General features: G+C 60.1%; 19 protein-coding genes and 1 pseudogene. All 20 read left to right on the top strand.

The window, feature by feature from the left end; all coding sequences use genetic code 11:
- Window positions 1-62: 62 nt before the first annotated feature.
- The 20 genes and pseudogenes from ACLEJQ_RS13730 to ACLEJQ_RS13635 all read left to right on the top strand — a co-directional run bounded on the left by ACLEJQ_RS13730 (window position 63) and on the right by ACLEJQ_RS13635 (window position 24875).
- Window positions 63-3644 (top strand): glycosyltransferase, encoded by a 3582-nt coding sequence (locus tag ACLEJQ_RS13730; protein ID WP_440795845.1) that lies wholly within the window; start codon window positions 63-65, stop codon window positions 3642-3644.
- Window positions 3645-3707: 63 nt separating this feature from the next.
- Complete coding sequence (locus ACLEJQ_RS13725) at window positions 3708-6611, top strand: TIGR00180 family glycosyltransferase (protein WP_440795772.1); 2904 nt, start codon at window positions 3708-3710, stop codon at window positions 6609-6611.
- Window positions 6612-6927: 316 nt separating this feature from the next.
- Window positions 6928-7854 (top strand): ketoacyl-ACP synthase III, encoded by a 927-nt coding sequence (locus tag ACLEJQ_RS13720; protein WP_440795770.1) that lies wholly within the window; start codon window positions 6928-6930, stop codon window positions 7852-7854.
- A gap of 337 nt (window positions 7855-8191) precedes the next feature.
- Entirely contained in the window at window positions 8192-9040 is an 849-nt protein-coding gene (locus ACLEJQ_RS13715; RefSeq protein ID WP_440795768.1) for a flagellin domain-containing protein, read from the top strand.
- 72 nt (window positions 9041-9112) lie between these two features.
- Window positions 9113-9478: a flagellar protein FlaG gene (locus ACLEJQ_RS13710; RefSeq protein WP_047737641.1), complete on the top strand. Its 366-nt coding sequence runs from the start codon at window positions 9113-9115 to the stop codon at window positions 9476-9478.
- A gap of 82 nt (window positions 9479-9560) precedes the next feature.
- Window positions 9561-10991, top strand: a complete 1431-nt coding sequence (fliD, locus tag ACLEJQ_RS13705) for a flagellar filament capping protein FliD (RefSeq protein ID WP_440795766.1) — start codon at window positions 9561-9563, stop codon at window positions 10989-10991.
- 130 nt (window positions 10992-11121) lie between these two features.
- Complete coding sequence (gene fliS / locus ACLEJQ_RS13700) at window positions 11122-11517, top strand: flagellar export chaperone FliS (protein WP_440795764.1); 396 nt, start codon at window positions 11122-11124, stop codon at window positions 11515-11517.
- An 11-nt stretch (window positions 11518-11528) separates the two neighbouring features.
- A complete protein-coding gene (locus ACLEJQ_RS13695) occupies window positions 11529-11825 on the top strand; it encodes a flagellar protein FliT (protein ID WP_440795762.1) in 297 nt (98 codons plus the stop codon).
- A gap of 169 nt (window positions 11826-11994) precedes the next feature.
- Window positions 11995-13470, top strand: a complete 1476-nt coding sequence (locus tag ACLEJQ_RS13690; protein ID WP_440795760.1) for a sigma-54 dependent transcriptional regulator — start codon at window positions 11995-11997, stop codon at window positions 13468-13470.
- 238 nt (window positions 13471-13708) lie between these two features.
- Window positions 13709-14917: a sensor histidine kinase gene (locus ACLEJQ_RS13685; RefSeq protein ID WP_440795758.1), complete on the top strand. Its 1209-nt coding sequence runs from the start codon at window positions 13709-13711 to the stop codon at window positions 14915-14917.
- A 5-nt stretch (window positions 14918-14922) separates the two neighbouring features.
- The gene (locus ACLEJQ_RS13680; RefSeq protein WP_440795756.1) at window positions 14923-16311 is read left to right on the top strand and encodes a sigma-54-dependent transcriptional regulator; all 1389 of its coding nucleotides are present in this window, start codon (window positions 14923-14925) and stop codon (window positions 16309-16311) included.
- 217 nt (window positions 16312-16528) lie between these two features.
- Entirely contained in the window at window positions 16529-16855 is a 327-nt protein-coding gene (fliE, locus tag ACLEJQ_RS13675) for a flagellar hook-basal body complex protein FliE (RefSeq protein ID WP_003199082.1), read from the top strand.
- 15 nt (window positions 16856-16870) lie between these two features.
- Complete coding sequence (fliF, locus tag ACLEJQ_RS13670; RefSeq protein WP_440795754.1) at window positions 16871-18655, top strand: flagellar basal-body MS-ring/collar protein FliF; 1785 nt, start codon at window positions 16871-16873, stop codon at window positions 18653-18655.
- The gene (fliG, locus tag ACLEJQ_RS13665; protein WP_024778656.1) at window positions 18648-19667 is read left to right on the top strand and encodes a flagellar motor switch protein FliG; all 1020 of its coding nucleotides are present in this window, start codon (window positions 18648-18650) and stop codon (window positions 19665-19667) included. Before fliF ends, fliG begins: the two co-directional genes overlap by 8 nt.
- A gap of 7 nt (window positions 19668-19674) precedes the next feature.
- Window positions 19675-20499, top strand: a complete 825-nt coding sequence (gene fliH / locus ACLEJQ_RS13660) for a flagellar assembly protein FliH (protein ID WP_440795751.1) — start codon at window positions 19675-19677, stop codon at window positions 20497-20499.
- Window positions 20489-21847, top strand: coding sequence for a flagellar protein export ATPase FliI (gene fliI / locus ACLEJQ_RS13655; RefSeq protein WP_440795750.1), 1359 nt, complete (start codon window positions 20489-20491; stop codon window positions 21845-21847). Before fliH ends, fliI begins: the two co-directional genes overlap by 11 nt.
- A gap of 6 nt (window positions 21848-21853) precedes the next feature.
- A complete protein-coding gene (fliJ, locus tag ACLEJQ_RS13650; protein WP_245138382.1) occupies window positions 21854-22303 on the top strand; it encodes a flagellar export protein FliJ in 450 nt (149 codons plus the stop codon).
- Window positions 22304-22405: 102 nt separating this feature from the next.
- Window positions 22406-22705: pseudogene (locus ACLEJQ_RS13645) on the top strand (STAS domain-containing protein); the annotation flags it as partial.
- A gap of 87 nt (window positions 22706-22792) precedes the next feature.
- Window positions 22793-24499, top strand: coding sequence for an ATP-binding SpoIIE family protein phosphatase (locus ACLEJQ_RS13640; protein WP_440795747.1), 1707 nt, complete (start codon window positions 22793-22795; stop codon window positions 24497-24499).
- A gap of 31 nt (window positions 24500-24530) precedes the next feature.
- Window positions 24531-24875, top strand: coding sequence for an Hpt domain-containing protein (locus ACLEJQ_RS13635; protein WP_245138383.1), 345 nt, complete (start codon window positions 24531-24533; stop codon window positions 24873-24875).
- Window positions 24876-24913: the final 38 nt, after the last annotated feature.

Genomic DNA, 24913 nt, shown 5'->3' with positions numbered 1-24913 from the left:
TATACGATTCAGGACGTCCCGCTCTCGCCTGAGTTGGCGCCCGCCGGTTGAGAGCCATGCGTGTGAAATCAGCTCCTCTTGTCAGTATTGCCATCCCCGCGTTCAACCCACGCTTTTTCACTCTCGCTTTGCAAAGCGCGCTCGACCAGACCTACGAGAACCTGGAGATTGTCATCTGCGACGACTGTCGCACCGATGAGATCGAGCAGATTGTCCAGACCCTTGGCGAGGGGGCAAAGGTCGAGGTGCGCTACTTGCATAACCCGGATCGGCTCGGGTTCCAGCAGAATCTGTTGCGCTGCCTTGTAGAGTCCCGGGGCGAATTCATCAAGTTCCTGTGTGATGACGACCAGTTGTTGCCGCTCTGCGTCAGCCAGCAGGCGGCGATCCTACAGGAGCATACGCAGGTGTCGTTGGTGGTCAGCAAGCATCACCTGATCGATGCCGACAATTATGCCTTGCCGATCCGCTTGGAAAATACCGGCATCACACAGTTCGATGCGCTGTTCAACGGCACTGACATGCTGGCGTATTTTGAAAAGACCACCCGCAATATTCTCGGCGGTTTCAGTAGTGCATTGATGCGCCGCACCGATGCTGAGGCCTTGCTGCCCGCGTTGGCGCGGGCCGGTGAAGGCTTCGAGGCGGTGCTCGATTTTGCCTTGTTCATTTGCCTATTGCGCCGGGGCAATCTGGTCCAGCTTTATGTCGAGGGCAGCGGCCAGCGGTTGCATCCGGATCGCCTGGGGCGTCAGCCCAAGATGCTCGATGCGGCCACGGTGGAACTGACATGGCTCAAGGAAATGCTCGCCCAGCGCAGTGGCGAGCCGGCGCCCGCCAGTGGCTGGGTGCGTTACCAGACACTGGGGCAGCCCAAGGAGCCGGGGGCACCGGAGTGGGAGGAGGTCAACGTCTACTCGATCATTGCGACCCGGCAGGGCGTTATCGGTTCGCAAGTCGGTACGGACATCGAAAGCTACGCAGACCTCTACGTGCAGTGGCTGGAGTGCCGGCATTTCAGCCCATTGCGCAAGCAGGTCCTGTCTCGCCAGATCGCCCGCTGGGCCTATCGTCCGAGGATCGTCCCCGTCATTATCGACGCGCAGGACGATGCCTATGCGCTTGGGATTACCCTGCAGAGCATTGCTGCGCAGGCCTATGCCTGCGAATCGGTGCTGGTGTTGTCCAATGGTCGCCAGTCACTGGACAACCATGTCCTGCGCCTTAGCCTGCAAGCCGATTGGGCGCAGCAGCTCAGTGGCTTACTGCCCCAGTTGGACGGTGCCGACTGGTTCTACCTGCTGCGGGCCGGCGATCGCCTGACCGAATCGGCGCTGCTGATAATGGCCGACCGAATAGTCGGCTCGCCGGGTGCGGTCTGTCTCTACAGCGATGAAGGCGCGCTGGTGGATGAAAAGTCGGTTGAGCCGATCTTCAAGCCTGACTTCAACGTCGACCTCATGCGCGGTTATCCCTATGTCGGGCGGACACTGGCGTTCGAGCGCGAGCGATTCCTGGACTCGGGCGGATTCGAACCGAGCCTGGGGGAATTGGCGCCCCATGACCTGGTCTGGCGACTTGTGGAAACAGACGGGCCGCAAGTCATTGGTCATATTCCCGAGGTCCAGGTCGAGTCGATGTTCTCATTCGCCCAATGGCTGTCGCTGCCCGAGGTCATCGAGCAAAACGCCCGGTTGGTCGGCGCTCATCTACAGCGAATCGGCGTGCCGCACCGGCTGCATCCGGGGCCGCTTCTGACGTTGATCCCACGCATCGAATATCTTTTCGACGAGCGGCCGCTGGTGTCGATCATCATCAGCGTCAAGGATGACCTGGGCGCGCTGGAGCGTTGCGTCAACAGCCTGATCAGCACGACCGCGTATCCGCACTACGAAATCATCATCGTCGATAACGCCAGCGAGAACTCCGAACTGCAACATTGGTTGCGGGCAATGGCCGAATTGGGCAGCGACACACTGCGAATATTCTTCCACCAGGGAAGCGATAGCGAAGCCGTGATCCGCAACTTCGCCGCGCAACAGGCCCGCGGTGAATACCTGTTGTTGCTCAACCCCCATTGCATGGTGTTCGAGGCCGCCTGGCTGGACGAGTTACTCAATCATGGTCAGCGCCCCGAGGTCGGCATCGTGGGGCCTCGCACGCTGAACCAGCAAGGGCGGGTCATCGACTCCGGCATGATCATGGGGCTCGGTGGCCTGGCGGGCAGAGCCTTTGTCAACGAATCGGTCACCTCAGGCGGCTACATGCAACGCTTGCAGACAGTGCAGAACTGGAGCGCTGTCGGCGATCACTGTCTGTTGGTGCGCAAGCAGGTGCTGGAGGAGACCGGTGGGTTCGATGAGTCGATCACGACGCAGCGCATCAACGCCCTGGAGCTGTGCCAGCAGGTCGGAAAAAACGGTTACCTGATCGTTACCACCCCTTACAGTGACGTGGTGCTGGCGTCTGGCGTGGAAGCCAGTCGCGATGCTTCCTGGAAGCAGCGGTTGGAGCTCGAACAGGAGGCGTTCTATCAGCGCTGGTTGCCCAGAATCGCCAATGATCCCGCCTACAACCGTAACCTGACCCTGACCGGGAAAAGCTTCAGCCTCGAACCCGGACCCCGCACCGGCTGGAATCCGTTGATTACCCGCAACGTGCCTTCGATCCTGGGGATGGCGGTCAATACCTCGGCGGTGGGGCACTACCGGGTCAGCCAACCGTTATTCGAACTGGAAGCGGCAGGGCGAATCGTGGGCCGTGTTGCCTACGATACCCCCTCGATTATCGATATCGAGCGTCAGTCACCCGATGTGATCGTGCTTCAAGGTCGCTATAACGTGGGTAAGTTCAAGGACATCGCCCAGGTCAAAAATTACTCCAAGGCCATGCGCATCTACGAACTGGATGACTACATCGCCAATGTCCCGGAAAAAAACGAACACCGCCGCAATATGCCGGACAACCTCGAAGACTTGCTGCGCCGGGGAATCGCCCAGTGTGATCGGGTGGTGGTCTCCACCCATCCGCTGGCGGACGTCTTGTCCAGCATGCACCACGATATCCGCGTGGTGCCGAACATGTTGGCGGCCGGCCTGTGGCAGCAGCTCAGAAGCCAGCGGGCCACCTCCGGCAAGCCGCGTATCGGTTGGGGCGGCGGCACCAGCCACCGCGGCGACTTGGAGCTTATTGCAGATGTCGTGCGTGAACTGGCTGACGAAGTCGAATGGGTTTTCTTCGGCATGTGCCCGGATCTGCTCAGGCCCTATGTTCATGAGTTTCATCCTGGCGTGAGCCTGGCGGCGTATCCGGCGAAACTTGCCAGCCTGAATCTTGACCTGGCCCTGGCGCCGCTTGAGTTTCATGTTTTCAATGACTGCAAGAGCAACCTTCGCCTGCTGGAGTACGGTGCGTGCGGCTATCCGGTCATTTGTTCGGATACCGAAGCTTACCGGGGACATTTGCCTTGCACCCGGATCCTCACCAACAGCAGCGAAGAATGGCTGGAGGCGATCCGCATGCACCTGGCAGACCCGATTGCCAGCTACCGGATGGGCGACGAATTACGTGAAGTGGTGTTGCGCGACTTTATTTTGCGCGGCGATAACCTGCAGTACTGGGCCAACGGCTGGCTGCCGGATTGATGGGTTTCAACCTTGAAACTCCCGGTGTCGCTGATGCGGTCATCCACTCATTAAGGAATGAATATGCAAAGCAATGTCCCAACAGGATCGTCTGCGCCGTTGAATGAACGGTTGACCCTGGTGCTGCTCGCTCACGACCAGTCGACTGCCCTGCGACGGGCGTTGCGCCATTACCGCGACAGTTCATTCGCCGTGCTGGTCATCGACTCGTCCAGCCAACCCGACGGCGACATCATGGCAGCGTTCCCCGTCGTGCAATACCTGCACGCACCCACGGCCTCTGGTTTCGGCGACAAGGTTCGCCAGGCTGTCGAGCGCGTCGCCACGCCTTACCTGACAGTGGTCGATGCCGAGGATTTCCTGCTGCCCCAGGCGCTCGAGCAGGCCTTGCAGTTTCTTGAGGCGCACCCCGACTACAGTGCCTGCCAGGGTTATAGCCTGGCGTTCGAGGCCCACGCCGATCGCGTCGACTACTACCTGCTCGATCGCAAGGGCAGTGACGACTACCGAGATGCATCGGCTGAAGCGCGGCTGGCCGCCTTTGCCGAAGATTGTCCGTCGCTGGCCAATGCCCTCGTGCGCACTGAAACCCTGCGGCGCAGCTACGCGTCGTTGCCCACCGGTTTTGATTCGCGGTTGCACGAAGCCGGCCATTCCTGTGCTTTGGTGAGCGAAGCCTCGGTGCGCTTGCTGGACATTCCATACGGGGTACGTGAGCGCGGTCGCGTGGCGTCGCCGCCGAGCCCTTCCGCAGTGCCTGGTTCCCAGGATTTGCGTGCGGCCGCCGAACAGGAACGCCTGGCCACGACGTTGGCCAGCACATTGGGCTCGGGAGGCTCGACGCGCGAGCACCTCAAAATCATCGTGAAGAAACTGGCCGAGCGCTCGGTGCCGCAGTCCAGCAAGCTGTTGGAGTCCTTCTGGGATTCGCGGCGCGGCGAACCGGTTCGCCGGTTCGAACCGACGCAATACGTTGAAATGCCTTTCTACAATCGGGCGTTCTTCGACGAGCTCACCAACCTGGAATTCCTGCTTCATGCGGCGCCAAGCGGGCAGGTGCAGTTGAGGGAACTGGAAGCAGTCATGCTCAAGCAGAAAGAGCTGTCTCGCCCCCAGCGCAACGCCAGCGCCGAGCCGCTTGATGAGCAACTGGCGAGGGCTTTCCTGAGCTATGCCTTCAACCAAGACCTGAATGAGCAGCTGCTCGATCTCATGAAGGCCAAGGGTGACAAGCGTTACGTGCAAATGCTCCAGGCCTGGAATCAACGGCTCAAAGCGGCGGCGTTTGAAAATACCGCGAGGTTGTTCGACACCACGCGCTCCGGCCAATTACTGGCCTGGCTCGAGGCGCGTGAACCGAGCGCCAGTGACGCACGGAAAGTCTCCAAGTACCTGGCCGACCGCAACGGTGGCCCGACGTTCGGCATTTTGATCCTGGATCTGGACGCCGACATCTTCAAGATGCAGGCAACGTTCGACAGCGTCATCAATGGCTACTGCCGGGCGTTCAAGATTGTTGTGTTTACCACCGGCGATCTGCCGGCCGAGACGACGTCAAAGAATGTCCTGCATTTTGTCAAAGTCAACGAAAGCAACTACGTCGACAAGATCAATCAGGTGGTCGGCCAGAGCGATTGCGATTGGATGGTCATGGCCGAGGCCGGTGACGAGCTGACGCCGGCCGGCCTGTTCCGCGCGGGTGTTGAATTACTTGGCGCTCCACAGTGCCAGGCTGTGGCAATGGATGAGTTCCAACGTCAGCCCGACGGGACGCTGGCCGATGTATTCCGGCCAGGGTTCAACCTCGACTTGTTGTTGAACGCCCCAGCCTTGATGGCCCGTCATTGGCTGGTACGCCGCGAGACGTTGGTCAGGCTCGGCGGCTATTCCCGCGAGTTCAAGCAAGCGATGGAGTTCGACCTGCTGTTGCGCTTGATCGAGCAGGACGGCCTGGAGGGCCTTGCCCACTTGGACGAGCCGCTGCTGATCAGTCAGGCGCCACCGGTGGAAGACAACATCGATGAGCGCAAGACGCTGCTGCGTCACTTGGCAGTAAGGGGGTATCAGGCCGACGTGAGCACGGCGGTGAGGGGTACGCACAAGATCGACTATCGTTTTGCCGATCGCCCCATGGTGTCGATCATCGTCCATGGCGTCACCGAACTGGCGGCGTTGCAGCGTTGCTTGCTCAGCGTGCTGCAACGCACTCGCTATCAGCGCTACGAGGTGTTGGTCCCGCTCGTGGCGGCCGAGCACGCGACGCTGCGCACCTGGCTCGGCGGCCAGGGGCATCAGGCCAGTCGTGTGCGGTTGCTGGAGATCGAAACGGGCGTCGCGACCGGGTCGTTGGTCAACGCCGTCAGCCAGGAGGCCAAGGGTGACTATCTGGTGACCCTGGCGGCCGACAGCGAGGTGCTCAACGTCAACTGGATCGAGTCGCTGCTCAACCAGGCCTTGCGTCCGGAAGTCGGTGTGGTCGGCGCCAAGTTGATCGAGCGCGATGGGAGCATCAACCAGGCTGGCTTGATCCTGGGCTTGAATGACGAAGTGGGCTCGCCTTTCATCGGCGAGTCGAAGTCCGGCAAGGGCTATATGAACAGGCTGGTCGTCGAGCAGAACTGTTCGGCGGTGTCGTTCGCCTGTTTGATGATTTCCAGGCAGCTGTTCAACGCGGCCGACGGTATCGACAGCGGACTTTTCGACGAGGCCCTAGGGGATGTCGACCTGTGCCTCAGGGTGGGCCAGGCGGGTTACCTGACGGTCTGGACGCCCCATGTGCAGGTAATCCAGTCCGGTGTGCTGGCCAGTACGCCTGAAGCGCTTGCGGCGCTGCGTGGAAAATGGTCCGAGGCGTTCGCCCAGGATCGCTTCTACAACGCCAACCTGGCGCTGCAAGGTGCGGGTTTCGCTCTGGGACCTGTGCGCAACGTACCGTGGACTGACCTGTTGGACAAACCTGCCGCCTGATCTGGCTGCTCGGCGCCGGCAGGGCGAACCTGCCGGCGCGTTTGCCGAAATACCCCGCCTATCACCCGATGCCTACCCGCAGTCTCCTACGGACGTGGACAATGACAGCGCTTCGTTTGTCATGAAAAAATGCCTCTGTGGCATAAAACGGCGTGACGCATAGGTCATAAAGTGCATCTTCACTGTATTGTATTCCGCGGAGTGGAGGCCCATTCGTTTGCCTGGCATGGCCTGCGCCCTTGGAAATCAACCATTTTGAAGCGCCCCTGAGCTTTGGGGGTGGAACCTAGTCGCAGTTTATGATCGGGAAGCCATGATGATTGGCATAAAAAGCATAGCGAGTTACGTGCCGACCGCTGGCGTGGATAACTACGCTCAGGGTGCCAAATTCGAGAAGGATGAGGAGTTCATCCTTGGCAAGATCGGTTCAGCGTTCCTGCCGCGCAAAGACGCTGACCAGGAAACCTCGGACCTGTGTGTCGAAGCCGTGAACGCCCTGTTCGCCAACAACCCGCAGCTGTCGCGCGAATCCATCGACGCGCTTATCGTGGTCACCCAGAACGGTGACGAAGAGGGATTGCCGCATACCGCTGCCATCGTGCAGGACAAACTGGGCCTGCCAACCCATGTGGCGGCGTTTGATATTTCGCTGGGCTGCTCAGGCTACGTCTACGGTATCTACGCTCTCAAAGGCTTTATGGAGGCCGCTGGGCTGAAGAACGGTCTGTTGGTGACGGCTGACCCTTACTCGAAGATCGTCGACCCTGAAGACCGCAATACCACCATGCTGTTCGGCGATGCCGCCACGGCCACTTGGATGGCCGAAGGAGCCAGCTGGCAGTTGGGCAAGTCCAAGTTCGGTACCGACGGGTCCGGCGCGCCGCACCTGAAGGTCAGCGACGGCGTGTTTTTCATGAACGGCCGCCAGGTGTTCAATTTTGCCTTGCTGAAAGTCCCGGCTCATCTGCACGAGTTGCTCAATGAGTCTTCGCTGCAAGCCAGCGACATCGATGCCTTTTGCATCCACCAGGGCAGTGCGGCGATTGTCGATGCCGTGGCGCGCCGTTTCGAGGGTGAGCCCGAGAAATTCATCAAGGACATGGTCGAGACCGGCAATACCGTATCGTCGAGTATTCCGCTGCTGCTGGAAAGGCACGTGCTGGATGCTGACTGGAAGCGCGTTGCAATCAGCGGTTTCGGCGTGGGCTTGTCGTGGGGATCGGCGATTCTCTATCGCGACTGATTCACAACTGAACATAAAGGTGGGAGCGGGCGTGCCCGCGAAGGCGTCGGTACTTCAGCACAGATACAAAGCTGATTCACCGCTTTCGCGAGCAAGCCCGCTCCCACTTTTTTTGCCTGCGATTTCATGAAGCAGGTTTTTGACGCCATTTTTCAGCGCTTCGCTCCACGCTAAGCCCTTGTTTATCAAGGAGTGGCAGTCTGCTAGCAAAATTTTTGAAAAAAGCCCTCAAGCAAGTTCCTAACCCGACGATAACTATTACGAAGGTTCTCTAGGCCACACCCCGGCGGTTGCCAAGGGCCGGAAGCCGCAGTACCCAACCAACGAGGAATTCGTCATGGCTTTAACAGTAAACACCAACACTACTTCGCTGAACGTTCAGAAGAACTTGAACCGTGCTTCCGACGCTCTCTCCACTTCGATGACCCGTCTGTCTTCCGGCCTGAAAATCAACAGCGCTAAAGACGACGCCGCCGGCCTGCAGATCGCTACCCGTATGACCTCGCAAATCCGCGGTCAGACCATGGCAATCAAAAACGCCAACGACGGTATCTCCATGGCGCAGACCGCTGAAGGCGCGATGCAAGAGCAAACCAACATTCTGCAGCGTATGCGTGAACTGGCCATCCAGTCCCGTAACGATAGCAACAGCGCAGATGACCGTATCGCTCTGAACAAAGAGTTCTCGCAGATGAGCGACGAACTGACCCGTATCGCCAACAGCACCAACCTGAACGGCAAGAACCTGCTCGACGGTACTGCTAGCACCATGACCTTCCAGGTTGGTTCGAACACCGGTGCCGACAACCAGATCTCCCTGACCCTGAGCGCCAGCTTCGACGCCGCGGCCCTGGGTGTTGACTCGGCCATCACCATCGTTGGTTCCGACAGCGCTACTGCTGAAACCAACTTCTCGGCCGCAATGGACGCAATCACCAGCGCGATCGACACCATCAACAGTGCTCGTGCCGACCTCGGTGCTGCTCAGAACCGTTTCGCCAGCACCATCTCCAACCTGCAAAACATCAACGAAAACGCCAGTGCTGCACTGGGTCGCGTACAAGATACCGACTTCGCTGCTGAAACTGCACAACTGACCAAGCAGCAGACTCTGCAGCAAGCGTCGACTTCGGTTCTGGCCCAGGCCAACCAACTGCCATCCGCTGTACTGAAGCTGCTTCAGTAATAGCCGGATGAGTTTTAGCGGGGGAGTGCGCATGCGTGCTCTCTCGCTTTTTCCGTTCAAGAGGTGATGGACATGGATATGAGCGTGAAGCTGAACTTGTCTTATCCAGCGGCGAAGCCGACGCCTACAGTGGCCGACAAGCCAGTGGAGAAGCCTCAAGCCGATGTTGTTTCCGTGGCACCGGTCAAGGAAACTCCCAAGGACGCTGCTGCCGAGCAAGACAAACTCAAGAAGGCCGTTCAGGAAATCGAGAAGTTCGTCCAGTCGGTCAAGCGTAATCTGGAGTTCTCTATCGATGAGCCTTCAGGCAAAGTAGTGGTCAAAGTCATCGCCAGCGGTTCCGGTGAAGTGATTCGCCAGATCCCGAACGAAGAAGTTCTGAAACTGGCGAACAGTTTGAATGATGCAAACAGCTTGTTGTTCAGCGCTGAAGCCTGACAATCGGCACGAATTTCGTTGCTATGTACTTTTGGGCGTTGTAGGGGTCAAAAGGCCGGCGACACACTGAAGGGAGTTCCTCATGGCAAGTCCGATTCTACCTGGCCTGGGGCTGGGTTCTGGTCTTAACACGACTGAGATCGTTAAGGCACTGGTCGATTCCGACAAGGCTGCCAAGCAAGGTCAGATCACCCGAGCCACCAACACAACCAGCAACAGTATCTCCGGGGTCGGCACCCTGAAGTCTTTGCTGGCAGCCTTCAATACCGCCATGAAGGATTTGGGCAACACCAAGAACCCGCAATTCGCGGGTTTTGCCGCAACCTCTTCCGTCCCTGGTGTGCTCACGGCTACCGCCAGCAACTCAGCGGTCAACGGCACTTATGCCATCAAGGTCACCAACCTCGCCACGGCGTCCAAGGTCACTTCGGCGGCTTTCGCCGGTGGTACGACCAGTGCTATCCCTTCCGGCACGCTAACCATCGCGCAGAAGGGGGTCAACTACAACCTCACTGTGCCGGACGGTTCGACCTTGCAATCGGTGCGTGACGCGATCAACGCCGACTCGTCCATGAAGGCCGCCGGTTTGAGTGCCAACATCGTGACCGACTCCTTCGGTTCGCGGCTGGTGCTGGGCTCCACCACCACCGGCGCAGGTTCCGATATCTCGGTCAGCGGTATTGCCGGCCTGGAGATCGACGGGACGAACGTCGTGGGCGCCAGCAATACTGCACTGACGGCCACTTCGGCGGGTGCTATCGGTGCCTTGGCCCAGGACGCCGTGTTTTCCGTCGATGGCATGAAGCTGACCAGCGCAAGCAATACGGTGAGCACGGCGATTTCTGGATTAACGTTGAATCTGGTCGGCGTACCCGGTGACGGCACATCCACCGTCACCGTCGCACCGAACAACGATGGCCTGAAGGCCTCGATCCAGAAGTTCGTCGATGCCTACAACGCGGTCGCCAACAGCATCACTGCGCTGACAAAGCCGTCTCTGGATGATGATGGCAACCCGACGATACCGGCCAAACTGACTGGTGACTCTTTGCCTCGCTCGCTCCTGGCGACGATCCGCGAACCGTTGTCCCAGACAGGTGCTGGTGACAAGCTCACGGTGTTGGCCCAGCTGGGTATTACCACCGACCAGAAGACGGGTGCATTGAATTTCGATAGCACCAAGTTCAACGCGGCCATGAATGACAAGAAGCTCAGCGGTGAAGTCCAGACGATGTTCACTGGTACCAATGGCTTGCTGGAGCGCATGGGCAAGGCGATCGAACCCTTCACCCAGACCGGTGGCATCCTCGACCAGCGGACCTCTGCGCTGACCAAGACCCAGACCCGGCTCAAGAGCGATCAGGCGGCCCTGGATCGCCGGGTCGAGACGTTGACCGCTTCGTTGACCAAGAAGTACAACGACATGGATACCCTGGTCGGCAAGCTGAAGGCCACGGCCAGTAACATCACTTCTATGTTCGAGGCCCTGACGGCGCAACAGAGAAACAGGTGATTTCGACCGATGTAAAAAAGCCCGGCAACGTTTTGACAACGTTCCGGGCTTTCGGCTTTTCGGTCTAAAGTTTTTTGACGCGGCGTCGATACGCTGTTTATACGAACTGAAGATTTTGATGAGGTAGCACATGAATCCGCTGTTGGCCCTTCGCCAATACCAGAAGATTGGCGCCCAGGCGCAAACCTCCGAAGCGAGTCCCCATCGTCTTGTTCAAATGCTCATGGAAGGCGGCCTGGATCGCATCGCGCAGGCCAAAGGTGCCATGGAACGCAAGGATATCGCCAGCAAGGGCATATTTATCAGTAAGGCCATCGGTATCGTCGGCGGCCTGCGTGAAGGCTTGGATCTGGAAAATCGGGCCGAGTCGGTTGCCGAATTGGATGCGCTCTACGACTACATGATGAAACGTTTGACCGAGGCCAACATCAAGACCGATCCGAAGATCCTCGACGAAGTCGCCGATCTGCTTCGCACGGTCAAGGAAGGTTGGGATGCCATCGCCACCCCTGGCCCGCAATTCTGAGGAGCACTCTCATGAGTCTTGTCCTGCAACGAATAGAACACACCCGTGATGCGCTGGTCGACGCACTGGCCGAGCGTAATTGGGAGGCAATCGGTCAGTTGGACTTGACGTGCCGTTCGTGCATGGAAGATGTCCTGAGCGAGTCCGGGGTGGACGAGGCGACGTTGCGTAACAATCTTGAGCAATTGCTGGGGGTGTACAAGCAGTTGCTCGAGGCGGCGACAGGGGAGCGCCAGGCAATCGTCGACGAGATGTCGCAGATCCATCAAGCACAGAACGCAGCAAAGGTTTACCATCTGTTCGGTTAATACTCAGTTAATCCGAATCCGTTGCGCCATAAATTTGACTGTGCACGGTTTTTTGACTTAACTAGTAACTGTTTTCAGATTTCAGGCGTCTACAGGCGTAACAAGTCTGCAAGCGTCTAGCTTGCCCCCTAATTCCGGGCATTGGGTTGACTAGGGAAGTTGCTATTGCATGTGGCGTGAAACCAAAATTCTCCTGATCGATGACGATAGCGTCCGCCGCCGTGATCTGGCGGTGATCTTAAATTTTCTCGGCGAAGAAAATTTACCCTGTGCAAGTCATGACTGGCAGCAGGCTGTCGATTCTTTGTCCTCCAGTCGTGAGGTCATTTGCGTTCTCATCGGAACGATAAGTGCTCCCACCACGCTTTTGGGCTTGCTAAAGACACTCTCAACCTGGGATGAGTTCCTTCCTGTTTTGCTAATGGGCGAAAATTCTTCTCTTGACTTGCCGGAAGACCAGCGTCGTCGGGTGCTGTCGACCCTTGAGATGCCGCCCAGCTACAGCAAGCTGCTCGATTCGCTGCACCGGGCGCAGGTCTATCGCGAGATGTATGACCAGGCCCGCGAGCGCGGCCGTCATCGTGAGCCCAACCTGTTCCGCAGTCTTGTCGGCACCAGCCGGGCGATCCAGCATGTTCGTCAGATGATGCAGCAGGTTGCCGACACCGACGCCAGCGTCTTGATCCTCGGCGAGTCGGGTACCGGCAAGGAAGTGGTTGCACGCAACCTGCACTATCATTCCAAGCGTCGCGAAGCGCCATTCGTGCCGGTCAACTGCGGCGCGATTCCGGCCGAGTTGCTGGAAAGCGAATTGTTCGGTCATGAGAAGGGCGCTTTTACCGGCGCGATCACCAGTCGCGCCGGGCGTTTTGAGCTGGCGAACGGCGGCACGCTGTTCCTGGATGAAATCGGCGACATGCCGTTGCCGATGCAGGTCAAGCTGCTGCGGGTCTTGCAGGAGCGCACCTTCGAGCGCGTGGGGAGCAACAAGACTCAGAGCGTCGACGTACGAATCATTGCCGCGACCCATAAGAATCTCGAGAGCATGATCGAGACCGGCGGTTTCCGCGAAGACCTTTACTATCGCCTGAACGTCTTCCCCATCGAGATGGCGCCGCTGCGTGAGCGGGTCGAAGACATTCCTCTGTTGATGAACGAGCTGATTTCACGCATGGAGCATGAAAAGCGCGGCTCGATCCGTTTCAACTCGGCGGCAATCATGTCCCTGTGCCGTCATGGCTGGCCGGGCAACGTCCGCGAGCTGGCGAATCTGGTGGAGCGCATGGCCATCATGCATCCTTATGGCGTGATCGGTGTGAACGAGCTGCCGAAGAAATTCCGCTACGTCGATGATGAAGACGAGCAAATGGTCGACAGCCTGCGTAGCGATCTGGAAGAGCGGGTGGCAATCAACGGTCATACGCCCGATTTCACCGCCAATGCCTTGCTGCCGCCGGAAGGCCTGGATCTCAAGGATTATCTGGGAGGCCTGGAGCAGGGGCTGATCCAGCAGGCCCTGGACGACGCCAACGGTATCGTCGCACGGGCCGCCGAGCGCCTGCGCATCCGGCGTACCACGTTGGTCGAGAAGATGCGCAAGTACGGCATGAGCCGTCGCGAGGGCGATGAACAGGCGGATGATTGACGCCAGCTTTACCATTCACCGCTGATTCATGGTGAGTATGCTCCCCTGTGGCGAGGGAGCTTGCTCCCGCTGGGCCGGGCTGGCGCACCAGCGCGAAGCGGCCCTAACTTTGGGCAGCAGCGCAGTCCAGCGGGAGTAAGCTCCCTCGCCATAGGTTTGACTATCCTTCCGGCACGCCTATTGCTACTGCCTCTCGCAACGTCCGTTTAACTGACGGTCAGCCACGCGAGAGAGCACGATGACCCACGCCGCCCAGATGTCTCCTGTCCCCGAGCCGGGACACCTGCCGTCCTCCGAGCAGGCAAGCCGGCTTGGCCTCGAACAGGCATTTTCGCTGTTCAATCAGGTGTCCAGTCAGCTGAGCGATTCCTACAGCCTGTTGGAAGCCCGGGTCACTGAACTCAAGGGTGAACTGGCGGTGGTCAGTGCTCAGCGCATGCAGGAACTGGCGGAAAAAGAACGCCTGGCCAATCGTCTGCAAAACCTTCTGGACCTGTTGCCCGGTGGCGTGATCGTCATAGATGCTCACGGTCGCGTGCGCGAAGCCAACCCGGCTGCTTGCCAGTTACTTGGCCTGCCGCTGGAAGGGGAGCTGTGGCGCCAGGTCATTGCCCGTTGCTTCGCGCCGCGTGAGGACGATGGACACGAGGTCTCACTCAAGGATGGCCGCCGTTTGTCCATCTCGACCCGTTCGCTGGACGCCGAGCCCGGGCAGTTGGTCCTGCTCAACGACCTGACTGAAACCCGTCACCTACAAGATCAGCTGGCGCGTCATGAGCGGCTGTCCTCCCTGGGCCGAATGGTCGCTTCGCTGGCCCATCAGATCCGCACACCACTTTCCGCCGCGCTGCTTTACGCCAGCCATTTGACTGAACAACAACTGCCGGTGGATACCCAGCAACGTTTCGCCGGGCGGCTCAAAGAGCGCCTGCACGAGTTGGAGCATCAAGTGCGCGACATGCTGGTTTTCGCCCGTGGGGAGCTGCCGTTGACCGATCGCGTCAATCCCAAGGCGCTGCTGCAGGCGCTGCAGGCGGCCGCCTCGGCTCATGTCCAGGACCTGCCGATCCGCTGGCAATGCGACAGTTACCACGGAGAGGTGTTGTGTAACCGCGACACCCTGGTGGGCGCGGTGTTGAACCTCATCGAGAACGCGATCCAGGCCAGTGGCGACGACGTCCGGCTCAAGGTCCACCTTTATACCCGCGACAACATCCTGCGCCTGTGCGTCAGCGACAGCGGCAGCGGTATCGAGCCGGCGGTGCTGGCGCGCCTGGGCGAGCCGTTCTTTACCACCAAGACCACCGGAACCGGCCTGGGCCTGACCGTGGTCAAGGCTGTGGCCCGGGCTCATCAGGGAGCATTGCAACTGCGCTCACGGCTGGGGCGTGGCACCTGTGCGACGGTGTGCCTGCCGCTGTTTTCCAGCGTACCCGAGATGGAGTGAAGGCAATGGCGATCAAGGTGTTGCTGGTTGAAGATGACCGCGCCCTGCGCGAAGCGCTGGTCGATACGTTGATATTGGCCGGGCATGACTACGCTGCGGTGGGCTCGGCCGAGGAAGCATTGCTGGCCGCGGACCGGGAAGCGTTCAGCCTGGTGATCAGTGACGTCAATATGCCGGGAATGGACGGTCACCAATTGCTCGGCCTGTTACGTGCGAGCCAGCCTCAATTGCCAGTGTTGCTGATGACCGCCCACGGCGCTGTCGAGCGAGCGGTTGAGGCGATGCGTCAGGGCGCGGCGGATTATCTGGTCAAGCCGTTCGAACCCAAGGCGCTGCTGGAGCTGGTGGCTCGCCACGCCTTGGGCAGCTTGGCGGTGGAGGGCGAAGGTCCGATTGCCATCGAGCCGGCCAGCGCGCAGTTGCTGGAACTGGCGGCGCGGGTGGCTCGCAGCGATTCGACTGTGTTGATATCCGGCGAATCCGGCACAGGCAAGGAGGTGCTGGCGCGCTACATTCATCAACAATCCCGGCGGGCCAACGAGCCGTTCATTGCCATCAACTGTGCGGCGATTCCCGACAACATGCTCGAGGCGACGTTGTTCGGCCACGAGAAAGGCTCGTTCACCGGCGCCATCGCCGCCCAGGCCGGCAAATTCGAACAGGCTGATGGCGGCACGATCCTGCTCGATGAAATTTCCGAAATGCCCTTGGGCCTGCAAGCCAAGCTGCTACGCGTGTTGCAAGAGCGTGAAGTCGAGCGGGTGGGGGCGCGCAAGCCCATCAGCCTGGATATCCGGGTGGTGGCGACCACCAACCGCGACCTCGCCGGTGAAGTGGCGGCGGGACGGTTCCGGGAAGACCTCTATTACCGCTTGTCGGTATTTCCCCTGGCCTGGCGTCCACTTCGCGAACGTACCGCCGATATCCTGCCGCTGGCCGAGCGTCTGTTGGCCAGGCACGTCAATAAAATGAAGCATGCACCGGCCAGGCTTTCAGCCGAGGCCCGGGCTTGTCTGGTCGCTTACCCCTGGCCTGGCAACGTCCGGGAATTGGATAACGCGATTCAGCGAGCGTTGATCCTGCAGCAGGGCGGTCTGATCCAGCCGCAGGACTTCTGTCTGGCCGGCCCGGTAGCCTGCGCGCCTTTGCCTGCATCGGCGCCGAGTGCGACGTTCGTACCTGCCCCGCAAGCGGATAGCGAATCGGCCGGTGCGTTGGGCGACGACCTGCGTCGCCGGGAATTCCAGATGATCATCGACACCTTGCGCGCCGAGCGCGGGCGTCGCAAGGAAGCGGCCGAACGCCTGGGCATCAGCCCGCGGACCTTGCGCTACAAGTTGGCGCAGATGCGCGATGCCGGGATGGACGTGGAGGCGTACCTCTTCGCCAGCTAATACTGTTTATCCCCTGTGGGAGCGAGCCTGCTCGCGATAGCGGTGGTCCTGGCGATGCCGATGTGACTGTCACGGCGCTATCGCGAGCGGGCTCGCTCCCACAGATGTGTATGGGGATTTGTTTATCGCCGGCCTTGAGCTGGCACCCTTGTTGCTACTACCCAGATATCCGCTGAGCAAGTGTCAAAAAAACGCGGGCCGCCAGAGAGAATAGACCATGAGCCAAGGTATTGAATTTAATCGATTGATGTTGGACATGCGGGCCATGCAAATGGACGCCATGGCTCAGCCGAAATCGGTCGCCGTCCCCCAGGTGGGTGGCAGCAGCTTTTCCGATATGCTCGGTCAGGCCGTCAATAAAGTGAACGATACCCAGCAGGCGTCGAACCAATTAGCAAGTGCGTTTGAAATTGGTAAAAGTGGCGTCGACCTGACTGACGTGATGATCTCCTCGCAAAAAGCCAGTGTCTCGTTCCAGGCCCTGACCCAGGTTCGCAACAAGCTGGTTCAAGCCTACCAAGACATCATGCAGATGCCGGTTTAAGGAAACTATTGAGTCATGGCAGAAGCAGCCGTAGATAACGTTCCGGCCAAGGCCACTCCACCAGACGGCAAACCGCCGCTGTTTGGCTTGTCCTTCCTGGAAAATCTCTCCGAAATGACCATGTTGCGTCAGGTCGGCCTGTTGGTGGGCCTGGCTGCGAGCGTGGCGATTGGTTTTGCCGTGGTGTTGTGGTCCCAGCAGCCGGACTACCGTCCCCTCTACGGTAGCCTGGAGGGTATGGACGCCAAGCAAGTGATGGAGACCCTGGCGGCTGCCGACATTTCCTATACCGTCGAACCCAATTCCGGCGCCTTGCTGGTCAAGGCCGACGATGTTGCCCGTGCGCGCCTCAAGCTCGCCGCGGCTGGCGTGACGCCGAAAGATGGCAACCTCGGCTTCGAGATCCTCGACAAGGACCAGGGCCTGGGTACCAGCCAGTTCATGGAAGCGACCCGTTATCGTCGCGGCCTGGAAGGCGAACTGGCACGGACCATTTCCAGCCTGAACAACGTCAAGGGCGCACGGGTGCACCTGGCAATTCCGAAAAGCTCGGTATTCGTGCGTGATGAGCGCAAGCCCAGCGCATCGGTACTGGTGGAACTGTATCCGGGCCGCTCCCTGGAGCCGGGCCAGGTCATGGCCATCGTTAACCTCGTGGCGACCAGCGTACCTGAGCTCAGCAAGTCGCAGATCACCGTCGTCGACCAGAAGGGCACGCTGCTGTCCGATCAGGCGGAAAACTCCGAACTGACCATGGCCGGCAAGCAATTCGATTACAGCCGTCGGATGGAAGGCATGCTGACCCAGCGGGTGCACAACATCCTGCAACCGGTCTTGGGTAATGATCGCTATAAGGCGGAAGTTTCGGCCGATCTGGACTTCAGTGCGGTCGAGTCGACTTCCGAGCAGTTCAATCCTGATCAGCCAGCGTTGCGCAGTGAGCAGTCGGTCAATGAGCAGCGCACCGCCAGCAATGGTCCGCAGGGCGTTCCCGGTGCGTTGAGCAACCAGCCGCCGGCTCCGGCCAGCGCGCCGCAAACCACCGGTGGTGCCGCTGGGTCGGCCAGCATGGTGCAGCCAGGTCAGCCGCTGGTGGACGCCAACGGCCAGCAGATCATGGACCCGGCCACCGGCCAGCCGATGCTGGCGCCATACCCGGCGGACAAGCGTCAGCAGTCGACCAGGAATTTCGAGCTAGACCGTTCCATCAGCCACACCAAGCAACAGCAAGGTCGTTTGACGCGTCTTTCGGTCGCGGTGGTGGTGGACGACCAGGTCAAGGTCAACCCGGCCAACGGCGAAACCACTCGTGCGCCATGGAGCGCCGACGAATTGGCGCGTTTCACTCGCCTGGTCCAGGACGCCGTCGGATTCGATGCCAGCCGTGGCGACAGCGTCAGCGTGATCAACGTGCCGTTCTCCTCCGAGCGCGGTGAAGTGATCGCCGATATTCCGTTTTATTCGCAACCCTGGTTCTGGGATGTGGTCAAGCAAGTACTGGGCGTGCTGTTCATCCTGATCCTGGTATTCGGTGTGCTGCGTCCGGTGCTGAACAACATCACCAATGGCGGCAAGAACAAGCAGTTGGCAGGCCTGGGTGATGTAGAGCTGGGAGGCATGGGCGGCCTGGATGGCGAATTGGCCAATGATCGCGTCAGCCTCGGCGGGCCGCAGAGCATTCTGCTGCCAAGCCCGAGCGAAGGTTATGACGCCCAGTTGAACGCCATCAAGAGTCTGGTGGCAGAAGATCCGGGTCGTGTGGCTCAGGTCGTGAAAGAGTGGATCAACGCAGATGAGTGATAATCGAGCCGCTGTTGCCAAATTGTCCCGGGTCGACAAAGCCGCGATTCTGCTGCTGTCCCTGGGTTCGACCGACGCCGCCCAGGTGCTGCGCCACATGGGGCCCAAGGAGGTCCAGCGAGTGGGCGTGGCAATGGCGCAGATGGGTAACGTGCACCGTGAGCAGGTCGAGCAGGTAATGAGCGAATTCGTCGACATCGTCGGCGATCAGACCAGCCTGGGTGTCGGTTCCGATGACTATGTGCGCAAGATGCTCACCCAGGCGCTGGGTGAGGACAAGGCCAACGGCCTGATCGACCGCATTCTGCTGGGCGGCAACACCAGTGGCCTGGACAGCCTCAAGTGGATGGAGCCGCGGGCAGTCGCCGACGTGATCCGTTACGAGCACCCGCAGATCCAGGCGATCGTGGTGGCGTATCTCGATCCGGACCAGGCGGGTGAAGTCCTGGGCAACTTTGACCACAAAGTGCGCCTGGACATCATCCTGCGGGTCTCGTCGCTCAACACCGTGCAGCCGGCGGCCCTGAAGGAATTGAACCAGATCCTCGAGAAGCAGTTCTCGGGCAACTCCAATGCCTCGCGCACCACCTTGGGTGGCATCAAGCGTGCGGCGGACATCATGAACTTCCTCGACAGCTCGATCGAAGGTCAGCTGATGGACTCGATCCGCGAGTTCGACGAAGACCTGTCCGGTCAGATCGAAGACCTCATGTTCGTGTTCAACAACCTGGCCGATGTCGACGACCGCGGGATCCAGGCGCTGTTGCGCGAGGTGTCCTCCGACGTACTGGTCCTGGCCCTCAAGGGTTCGGACGAAGGCGTCAAGGAGAAGATCTTCAAGAACATGTCCAAGCGGGCGGCCGAACTGTTGCGCGACGACCTGGAGGCCAAGGGCCCGGTGCGCGTCAGCGACGTGGAAACCGCACAGAAGGAAATCCTCACCATCGCCCGCCGCATGGCCGAAGCCGGAGAGATCGTTCTCGGTGGCAAGGGCGGCGAAGAGATGATCTAAGGTCGTTATGTCCGTCAAGAGTGATGATGCACCCAGCGACCTGATCCGCGCCCGCGACGTCGGTGGTTTCGACGTCTGGTCGCTGCCCAGCTTCGACCCCCATGTGCCGGAGCCTGAGCCTGAGCCGGTGGAGGAGCTGCCGGAGATCGAGGAAGTGCCGCTGGAGGAGGTCCAGCCGCTGACCCTCGAAGAAGTCGAAAGCATACGCCAGGAAGCCTACAACGAAGGTTTCGCCGTGGGCGAGAAAGAGGGCTTTCACAGCACCACGCTCAAGGTCCGTCAGGAGGCCGAAGTGGCCCTGACGGCCAAGCTGCGGGCATTGGAGTCACTGATGGTCAACCTGTTCGAACCGATTGCCGAGCAGGATACGCAGATCGAGAAATCCCTGGTGGGACTGGTGCAGCACATCACCCGCCAGGTCATCCAGCGCGAACTGGCCATCGATTCGAGCCAGATCGAACACGTGATGCGCGAGGCCCTCAAGCTCCTGCCATTGGGCGTGGGCAACGTGCGGCTGTACATCAATCCGCAGGATTTCGAACTGGTCAAGGCCTTGCGCGAGCGCCATGAGGAAACCTGGCGCATCGTCGAGGACGCCTCGCTATTGCCTGGCGGCTGCCGCGTGGAAACCGAACACAGCCGCATCGACGCAACTGTCGAGACCCGCATCGAGCAGGTCATGGCCAAGTTGCTGAACCAACTGCACGAGCAAGCCCTGCACCCCGCACCGGCCGACCTGAGCCTGGAGCTGCCGGACGAGCCCAGGGCTGACGCCGAACCTGACGGTGCGTCATTGATTGCCACCGAACCGGACAGCCGCGATGCGCCTTGAGCGAACCAGCTTCGCCAAGCGCCTGGGCAGCTACGCCGAGGCCACCGAGCTGGCGGGCCAGCCGATCCTGGAAGGACGCCTGTTGCGTATGGTCGGTCTGACGCTGGAAGCCGAAGGTCTGCGCGCCGCCATGGGCAGTCGTTGCCTGGTCATCAACGACGACAGTTACCACCCGGAGCAGGTGGAAGCCGAGGTCATGGGGTTCTCCGGCAGTAAAGTATTTCTGATGCCGGTGGGCAGCGTCGCCGGGATCGCCCCCGGGGCGCGCGTGGTGCCCCTGGCCGATACCGGTCGCCTGCCCATGGGCATGAGCATGCTCGGCCGCGTACTGGACGGTGCCGGGCGCGCCTTGGATGGCAAAGGCGGCATGAAGGCCGAAGACTGGGTGCCGATGGACGGCCCGACGATCAACCCCCTCAAGCGCGACCCCATCAGCGTGCCGCTGGACGTGGGCATACGCTGCATCAACGGTGTATTGACGGTCGGGCGCGGCCAGCGTCTGGGCCTGTTCGCCGGTACGGGTGTGGGCAAGAGTGTGCTGCTCGGCATGATGACCCGCTTCACCGAGGCCGACATCATTGTGGTGGGGCTGATCGGCGAGCGGGGCCGCGAGGTGAAGGAATTCATCGAGCACATTCTCGGCGAAGAAGGCCTCAAGCGTTCGGTTGTCGTGGCTTCGCCGGCGGATGACGCGCCGTTGATGCGTCTGCGGGCAGCCATGTATTGCACGCGCATCGCCGAGTATTTCCGCGACAAAGGCAAGAACGTCCTGTTGCTGATGGATTCGTTGACCCGTTTCGCCCAGGCCCAGCGGGAGATCGCCCTGGCCATCGGTGAACCGCCGGCGACGAAGGGCTATCCACCGTCGGTGTTCGCGAAGTTGCCGAAACTGGTGGAACGCGCCGGTAATGCGGAGAAGGGCGGCGGTTCGATCACTGCGTTCTACACCGTGCTTTCCGAAGGTGACGATCAGCAGGACCCGATCGCCGACTCGGCCCGGGGCGTGCTCGACGGTCACATCGTGTTGTCCCGGCGCCTGGCCGAGGAAGGACATTACCCGGCCATCGACATCGAGGCGTCCATCAGTCGGGTCATGCCGTCGGTGGTCAGCCCTGAGCACATGAAGCGTGCCCAGCAATTCAAGCAGTACTGGTCGCGTTATCAACAAAGCCGTGACCTGATCAGCGTCGGCGCCTACGTACCCGGCGGTGACCGCGAGACGGACACCGCGATCAACCTCTACCCGGCCATGTCCGTGTATTTGCGCCAGAGCCTGAACGACAACATTGGCATGGGGGCCAGCGAAGCGCACCTGCAGAGTATTTTCACCCCCGTCGCCGGCGGGTAACCGACCATGGCCACGAGTCGTGCGGCGCGCCTGGCGCCGGTGGTGGAAATGGCGGAAAAAGCCGAGAAAGCCGCCGTGCAGCGGCTGGCTTATTTCCAAGGGCAGGTGGCGGTCGCCGAAAGCAAACTGGCTGACCTGGAGAATTTCCGCCTCGAATACCAGGAGCAGTGGGTTGCCCGTGGCCGCCATGGGGTTTCCGGACAATGGCTGCTGGGCTACCAGGGGTTCCTGGCGCAGTTGGGGACCGCCATCGACCAGCAGCGCCAGAGCCTGGTCTGGCACCAGAACAATCTGGAAAAAGCCCGGCAGGGCTGGCAGGAGGCTTTCGCCCGCGTGGAAGGGCTGCGCAAACTGGTGCAGCGCTATATCGATGAGGCGCGACAGCTGGAGGATAAACGCGAACAGAAGTTGCTGGATGAGCTGTCCCAGCGCCTGCCGCGCCAGAACCCATATTGACCACTCAACAGGATTTCGTCAGGTGAATGATCCGAAACCTTGCTCAGACCTTCACCAGATGCTAAACCTTGTACACGTATGTCCATGACAAGGAAGCCGATCATGTCAGTCGTTACCGAAGTATCCCCCGATAGGCAGAAGTTGACTATTTCGATCAAGGGTCGATTCGATTTCGGTCGGCATCAAGAGTTTCGTGAGGCGTATGAGCGGCTCGATCCACTGCCAGGGTCCGTCGTCGTGGATTTGAAAGAAGCCACCTATCTGGACAGCTCTGCCCTGGGCATGCTCCTGCTGCTGCGCGATTTTGCCGGCGGCGACGATTCGGACATTCGGATCGTCAACAGCAACAGTGACGTCAAGAAAATCCTGGCGATTTCCAATTTCGACAAGCTGTTCGATATCTACCCCAAAGACGACCGGTCGGCAGAGCACGACCGCACAGGCAACCACCACGACAAGCGTCATTCAGGCAAAGCCTGACTGCCCATCATGTTGTCCGACCTGGAACCGTTGACGGTCCTGATCGCCGAGGACAGCGCCGCTGATCGACTGTTGTTATCCACCATCGTCCGTCGCCAGGGTCATCATGTACTGACTGCGGCGGATGGCGCCGAGGCGGTCGAGGTGTATCGGGGGCAGCGTCCGCATCTGGTGCTGATGGACGCGATGATGCCGGTGATGGATGGCTTCGAGGCCGCGCAGAAGATAAAGCAGCTGGCCGGCGACCAGTTGGTCCCGATCATTTTCCTGACATCGCTGACCGAGAGCGAGGGCCTGGCTCGCTGTCTGGAGGCCGGCGGCGATGATTTTCTCGCAAAGCCTTACAACCAGGTGATCCTGGCTGCCAAGATCAAGGCCATGGACCGCTTGCGTCGGTTGCAGGCTACGGTGGTGGAGCAGCGTGACCAGATCGCCCGGCACAATGGCTACCTGCTCAACGAGCAGCGGGTCGCCAAGGCGGTCTTCGACAAAATTGCCCACTCCGGCTGCTTGAGCGCGCCGAATATCCGTTACCTGCAATCACCTTATGCCTTGTTCAACGGCGATTTGCTGCTGGCCGCGTTCAATCCGGCCGGGGACATGCATATCCTGCTGGGCGATTTCACCGGGCATGGTTTGCCGGCGGCGGTGGGCGCGATGCCGTTGGCGGAAGTTTTCTACGGCATGACGGCCAAGGGCTATGGCCTGGCGCAGATCCTGCGGGAGATGAACGCCAAGCTCAAGCGGATCCTGCCGGTGGACATGTTTTGCTGCGCAACCCTGCTGTGCCTGAGTTTCCAGCGTTGTACGGTGGAGGTCTGGAACGGCGGCATGCCCGATGGCTATCTGCATGACGGCCTCAGCGGCACGCGCACGCCATTGCCGGCGCGGCACCTGCCATTGGGTGTGCTGTCGCCTCAACTATTCGATGACCGCACCGAAGTCCACCCCATGTCCTTGGGTGACAGGGTCTTCCTGTTGTCCGACGGCGTAATCGAGACCAGTGACGAACAGGACCGGCCGTTTGGTGTCGAGGGGCTGCAACAGGTGTTCGCCGCCAACCGTGAGCCCGACCTGCTGTTCGATGATATCCAACAGGCCTTGCGGGACTTTGGCGGAGAGTCGCGGGATGACTTCAGCATGGTCGAGGTGCGGCTCGTCGCGCCTTCGCAACTCAATCCGCCGCAACCGGTTTACTCCGATAGCGGCCAATCCAGCCCGCTGGACTGGTCGGTGAGCTTCGAGTTCCGGGCGCAGACGCTCAAGCGCTTCAACCCGATGCCTTATCTGTTGCAGTTGCTGCTTGAGGTTCATGGACTCAGGGCTCAGAGTGGCGCTCTTTACAGCGTCCTGTCGGAGCTTTATTCCAATGCCCTGGACCACGGCGTATTGGGGCTCGATTCGAGCCTCAAGCGTGACGCGTCGGGGTTTGCCCGGTATTACCGGGAACGTAACGAACGCCTGGATGCGCTGAGCGATGGCCATGTGCGGGTGCACCTGCACGTCACGCCGAACGAAGAGGGTGGTCGCCTGGTCATCGAGGTCGAGGACAGCGGCCAGGGTTTCGACGTGGCTCGGGTGCTGGCGCAGCCCGTGGACAGTGATCGGTTATCCGGGCGCGGCGTGAGCCTGGTGCGTCAACTTAGCCATCATGCCTTGTGGTCAGACGATGGTCGTAGTGTGCGCGTGGAGTTTTTCTGGGAGGCTCTGGCATAATCAGGGTCATTCTTGATCAGGGAGCGAACAAGTGAGTGAGATTCATCTGGACCGTGACGTGCTGAGCACGTTGAAGGAAGTCATGGAAGAAGGGTATCTGGAGTTGCTGGATACCTTCCTTAACGATTCCGAAGCTCGCCTGCGGGTGCTGCATGAGGCGCGGGACGCTGAAAAACTGAGCGCCACCGCCCATAGCTTCAAGGGCAGTAGCAGCAACATGGGCGCCATCCGTCTCGCCGAGCTCTGTGGCGAACTGGAGCAGCGTGCCAAGCAGCCGTCGTTGGGCGGTATCGAGAAGCTGGTCAGCGAAATCGACAGCGAATTCGCTCACGTGCGCTCGCTGTGCCGGGAAGAGCGCGAAGGCTTCCACTGCTGAGCATTCTCAGGCAATCGTAGATTGGCCCGCCCCTTGCA

This window comes from Pseudomonas sp. SMV71 (genome assembly GCF_052042015.1).
Taxonomy (GTDB): Bacteria; Pseudomonadota; Gammaproteobacteria; order Pseudomonadales; family Pseudomonadaceae; genus Aquipseudomonas.
The sequence above is the reverse complement of the archived record's forward strand: the minus strand, read 5'-3'. Positions and strand labels throughout refer to the sequence as shown.

What these genes read in the sequence shown, in the direction of transcription:
- ACLEJQ_RS13715 (WP_440795768.1), top strand. Translation starts at nt 8,192, where the DNA reads ATGGCTTTAACAGTAAACACCAACACTACTTCGCTGAACGTTCAGAAG.
- ACLEJQ_RS13710 (WP_047737641.1), top strand. Translation starts at nt 9,113, where the DNA reads ATGGATATGAGCGTGAAGCTGAACTTGTCTTATCCAGCGGCGAAGCCG.
- ACLEJQ_RS13680 (WP_440795756.1), top strand. Translation starts at nt 14,923, where the DNA reads ATGGCGATCAAGGTGTTGCTGGTTGAAGATGACCGCGCCCTGCGCGAA.
- ACLEJQ_RS13640 (WP_440795747.1), top strand. Translation starts at nt 22,793, where the DNA reads ATGTTGTCCGACCTGGAACCGTTGACGGTCCTGATCGCCGAGGACAGC.
- ACLEJQ_RS13695 (WP_440795762.1), top strand. Translation starts at nt 11,529, where the DNA reads ATGAGTCTTGTCCTGCAACGAATAGAACACACCCGTGATGCGCTGGTC.
- fliG (WP_024778656.1), top strand. Translation starts at nt 18,648, where the DNA reads ATGAGTGATAATCGAGCCGCTGTTGCCAAATTGTCCCGGGTCGACAAA.
- fliE (WP_003199082.1), top strand. Translation starts at nt 16,529, where the DNA reads ATGAGCCAAGGTATTGAATTTAATCGATTGATGTTGGACATGCGGGCC.
- fliF (WP_440795754.1), top strand. Translation starts at nt 16,871, where the DNA reads ATGGCAGAAGCAGCCGTAGATAACGTTCCGGCCAAGGCCACTCCACCA.
- fliH (WP_440795751.1), top strand. Translation starts at nt 19,675, where the DNA reads ATGTCCGTCAAGAGTGATGATGCACCCAGCGACCTGATCCGCGCCCGC.
- ACLEJQ_RS13720 (WP_440795770.1), top strand. Translation starts at nt 6,928, where the DNA reads ATGATTGGCATAAAAAGCATAGCGAGTTACGTGCCGACCGCTGGCGTG.
- fliI (WP_440795750.1), top strand. Translation starts at nt 20,489, where the DNA reads ATGCGCCTTGAGCGAACCAGCTTCGCCAAGCGCCTGGGCAGCTACGCC.
- ACLEJQ_RS13685 (WP_440795758.1), top strand. Translation starts at nt 13,709, where the DNA reads ATGACCCACGCCGCCCAGATGTCTCCTGTCCCCGAGCCGGGACACCTG.
- ACLEJQ_RS13690 (WP_440795760.1), top strand. Translation starts at nt 11,995, where the DNA reads ATGTGGCGTGAAACCAAAATTCTCCTGATCGATGACGATAGCGTCCGC.
- ACLEJQ_RS13725 (WP_440795772.1), top strand. Translation starts at nt 3,708, where the DNA reads ATGCAAAGCAATGTCCCAACAGGATCGTCTGCGCCGTTGAATGAACGG.
- fliS (WP_440795764.1), top strand. Translation starts at nt 11,122, where the DNA reads ATGAATCCGCTGTTGGCCCTTCGCCAATACCAGAAGATTGGCGCCCAG.
- fliJ (WP_245138382.1), top strand. Translation starts at nt 21,854, where the DNA reads ATGGCCACGAGTCGTGCGGCGCGCCTGGCGCCGGTGGTGGAAATGGCG.
- fliD (WP_440795766.1), top strand. Translation starts at nt 9,561, where the DNA reads ATGGCAAGTCCGATTCTACCTGGCCTGGGGCTGGGTTCTGGTCTTAAC.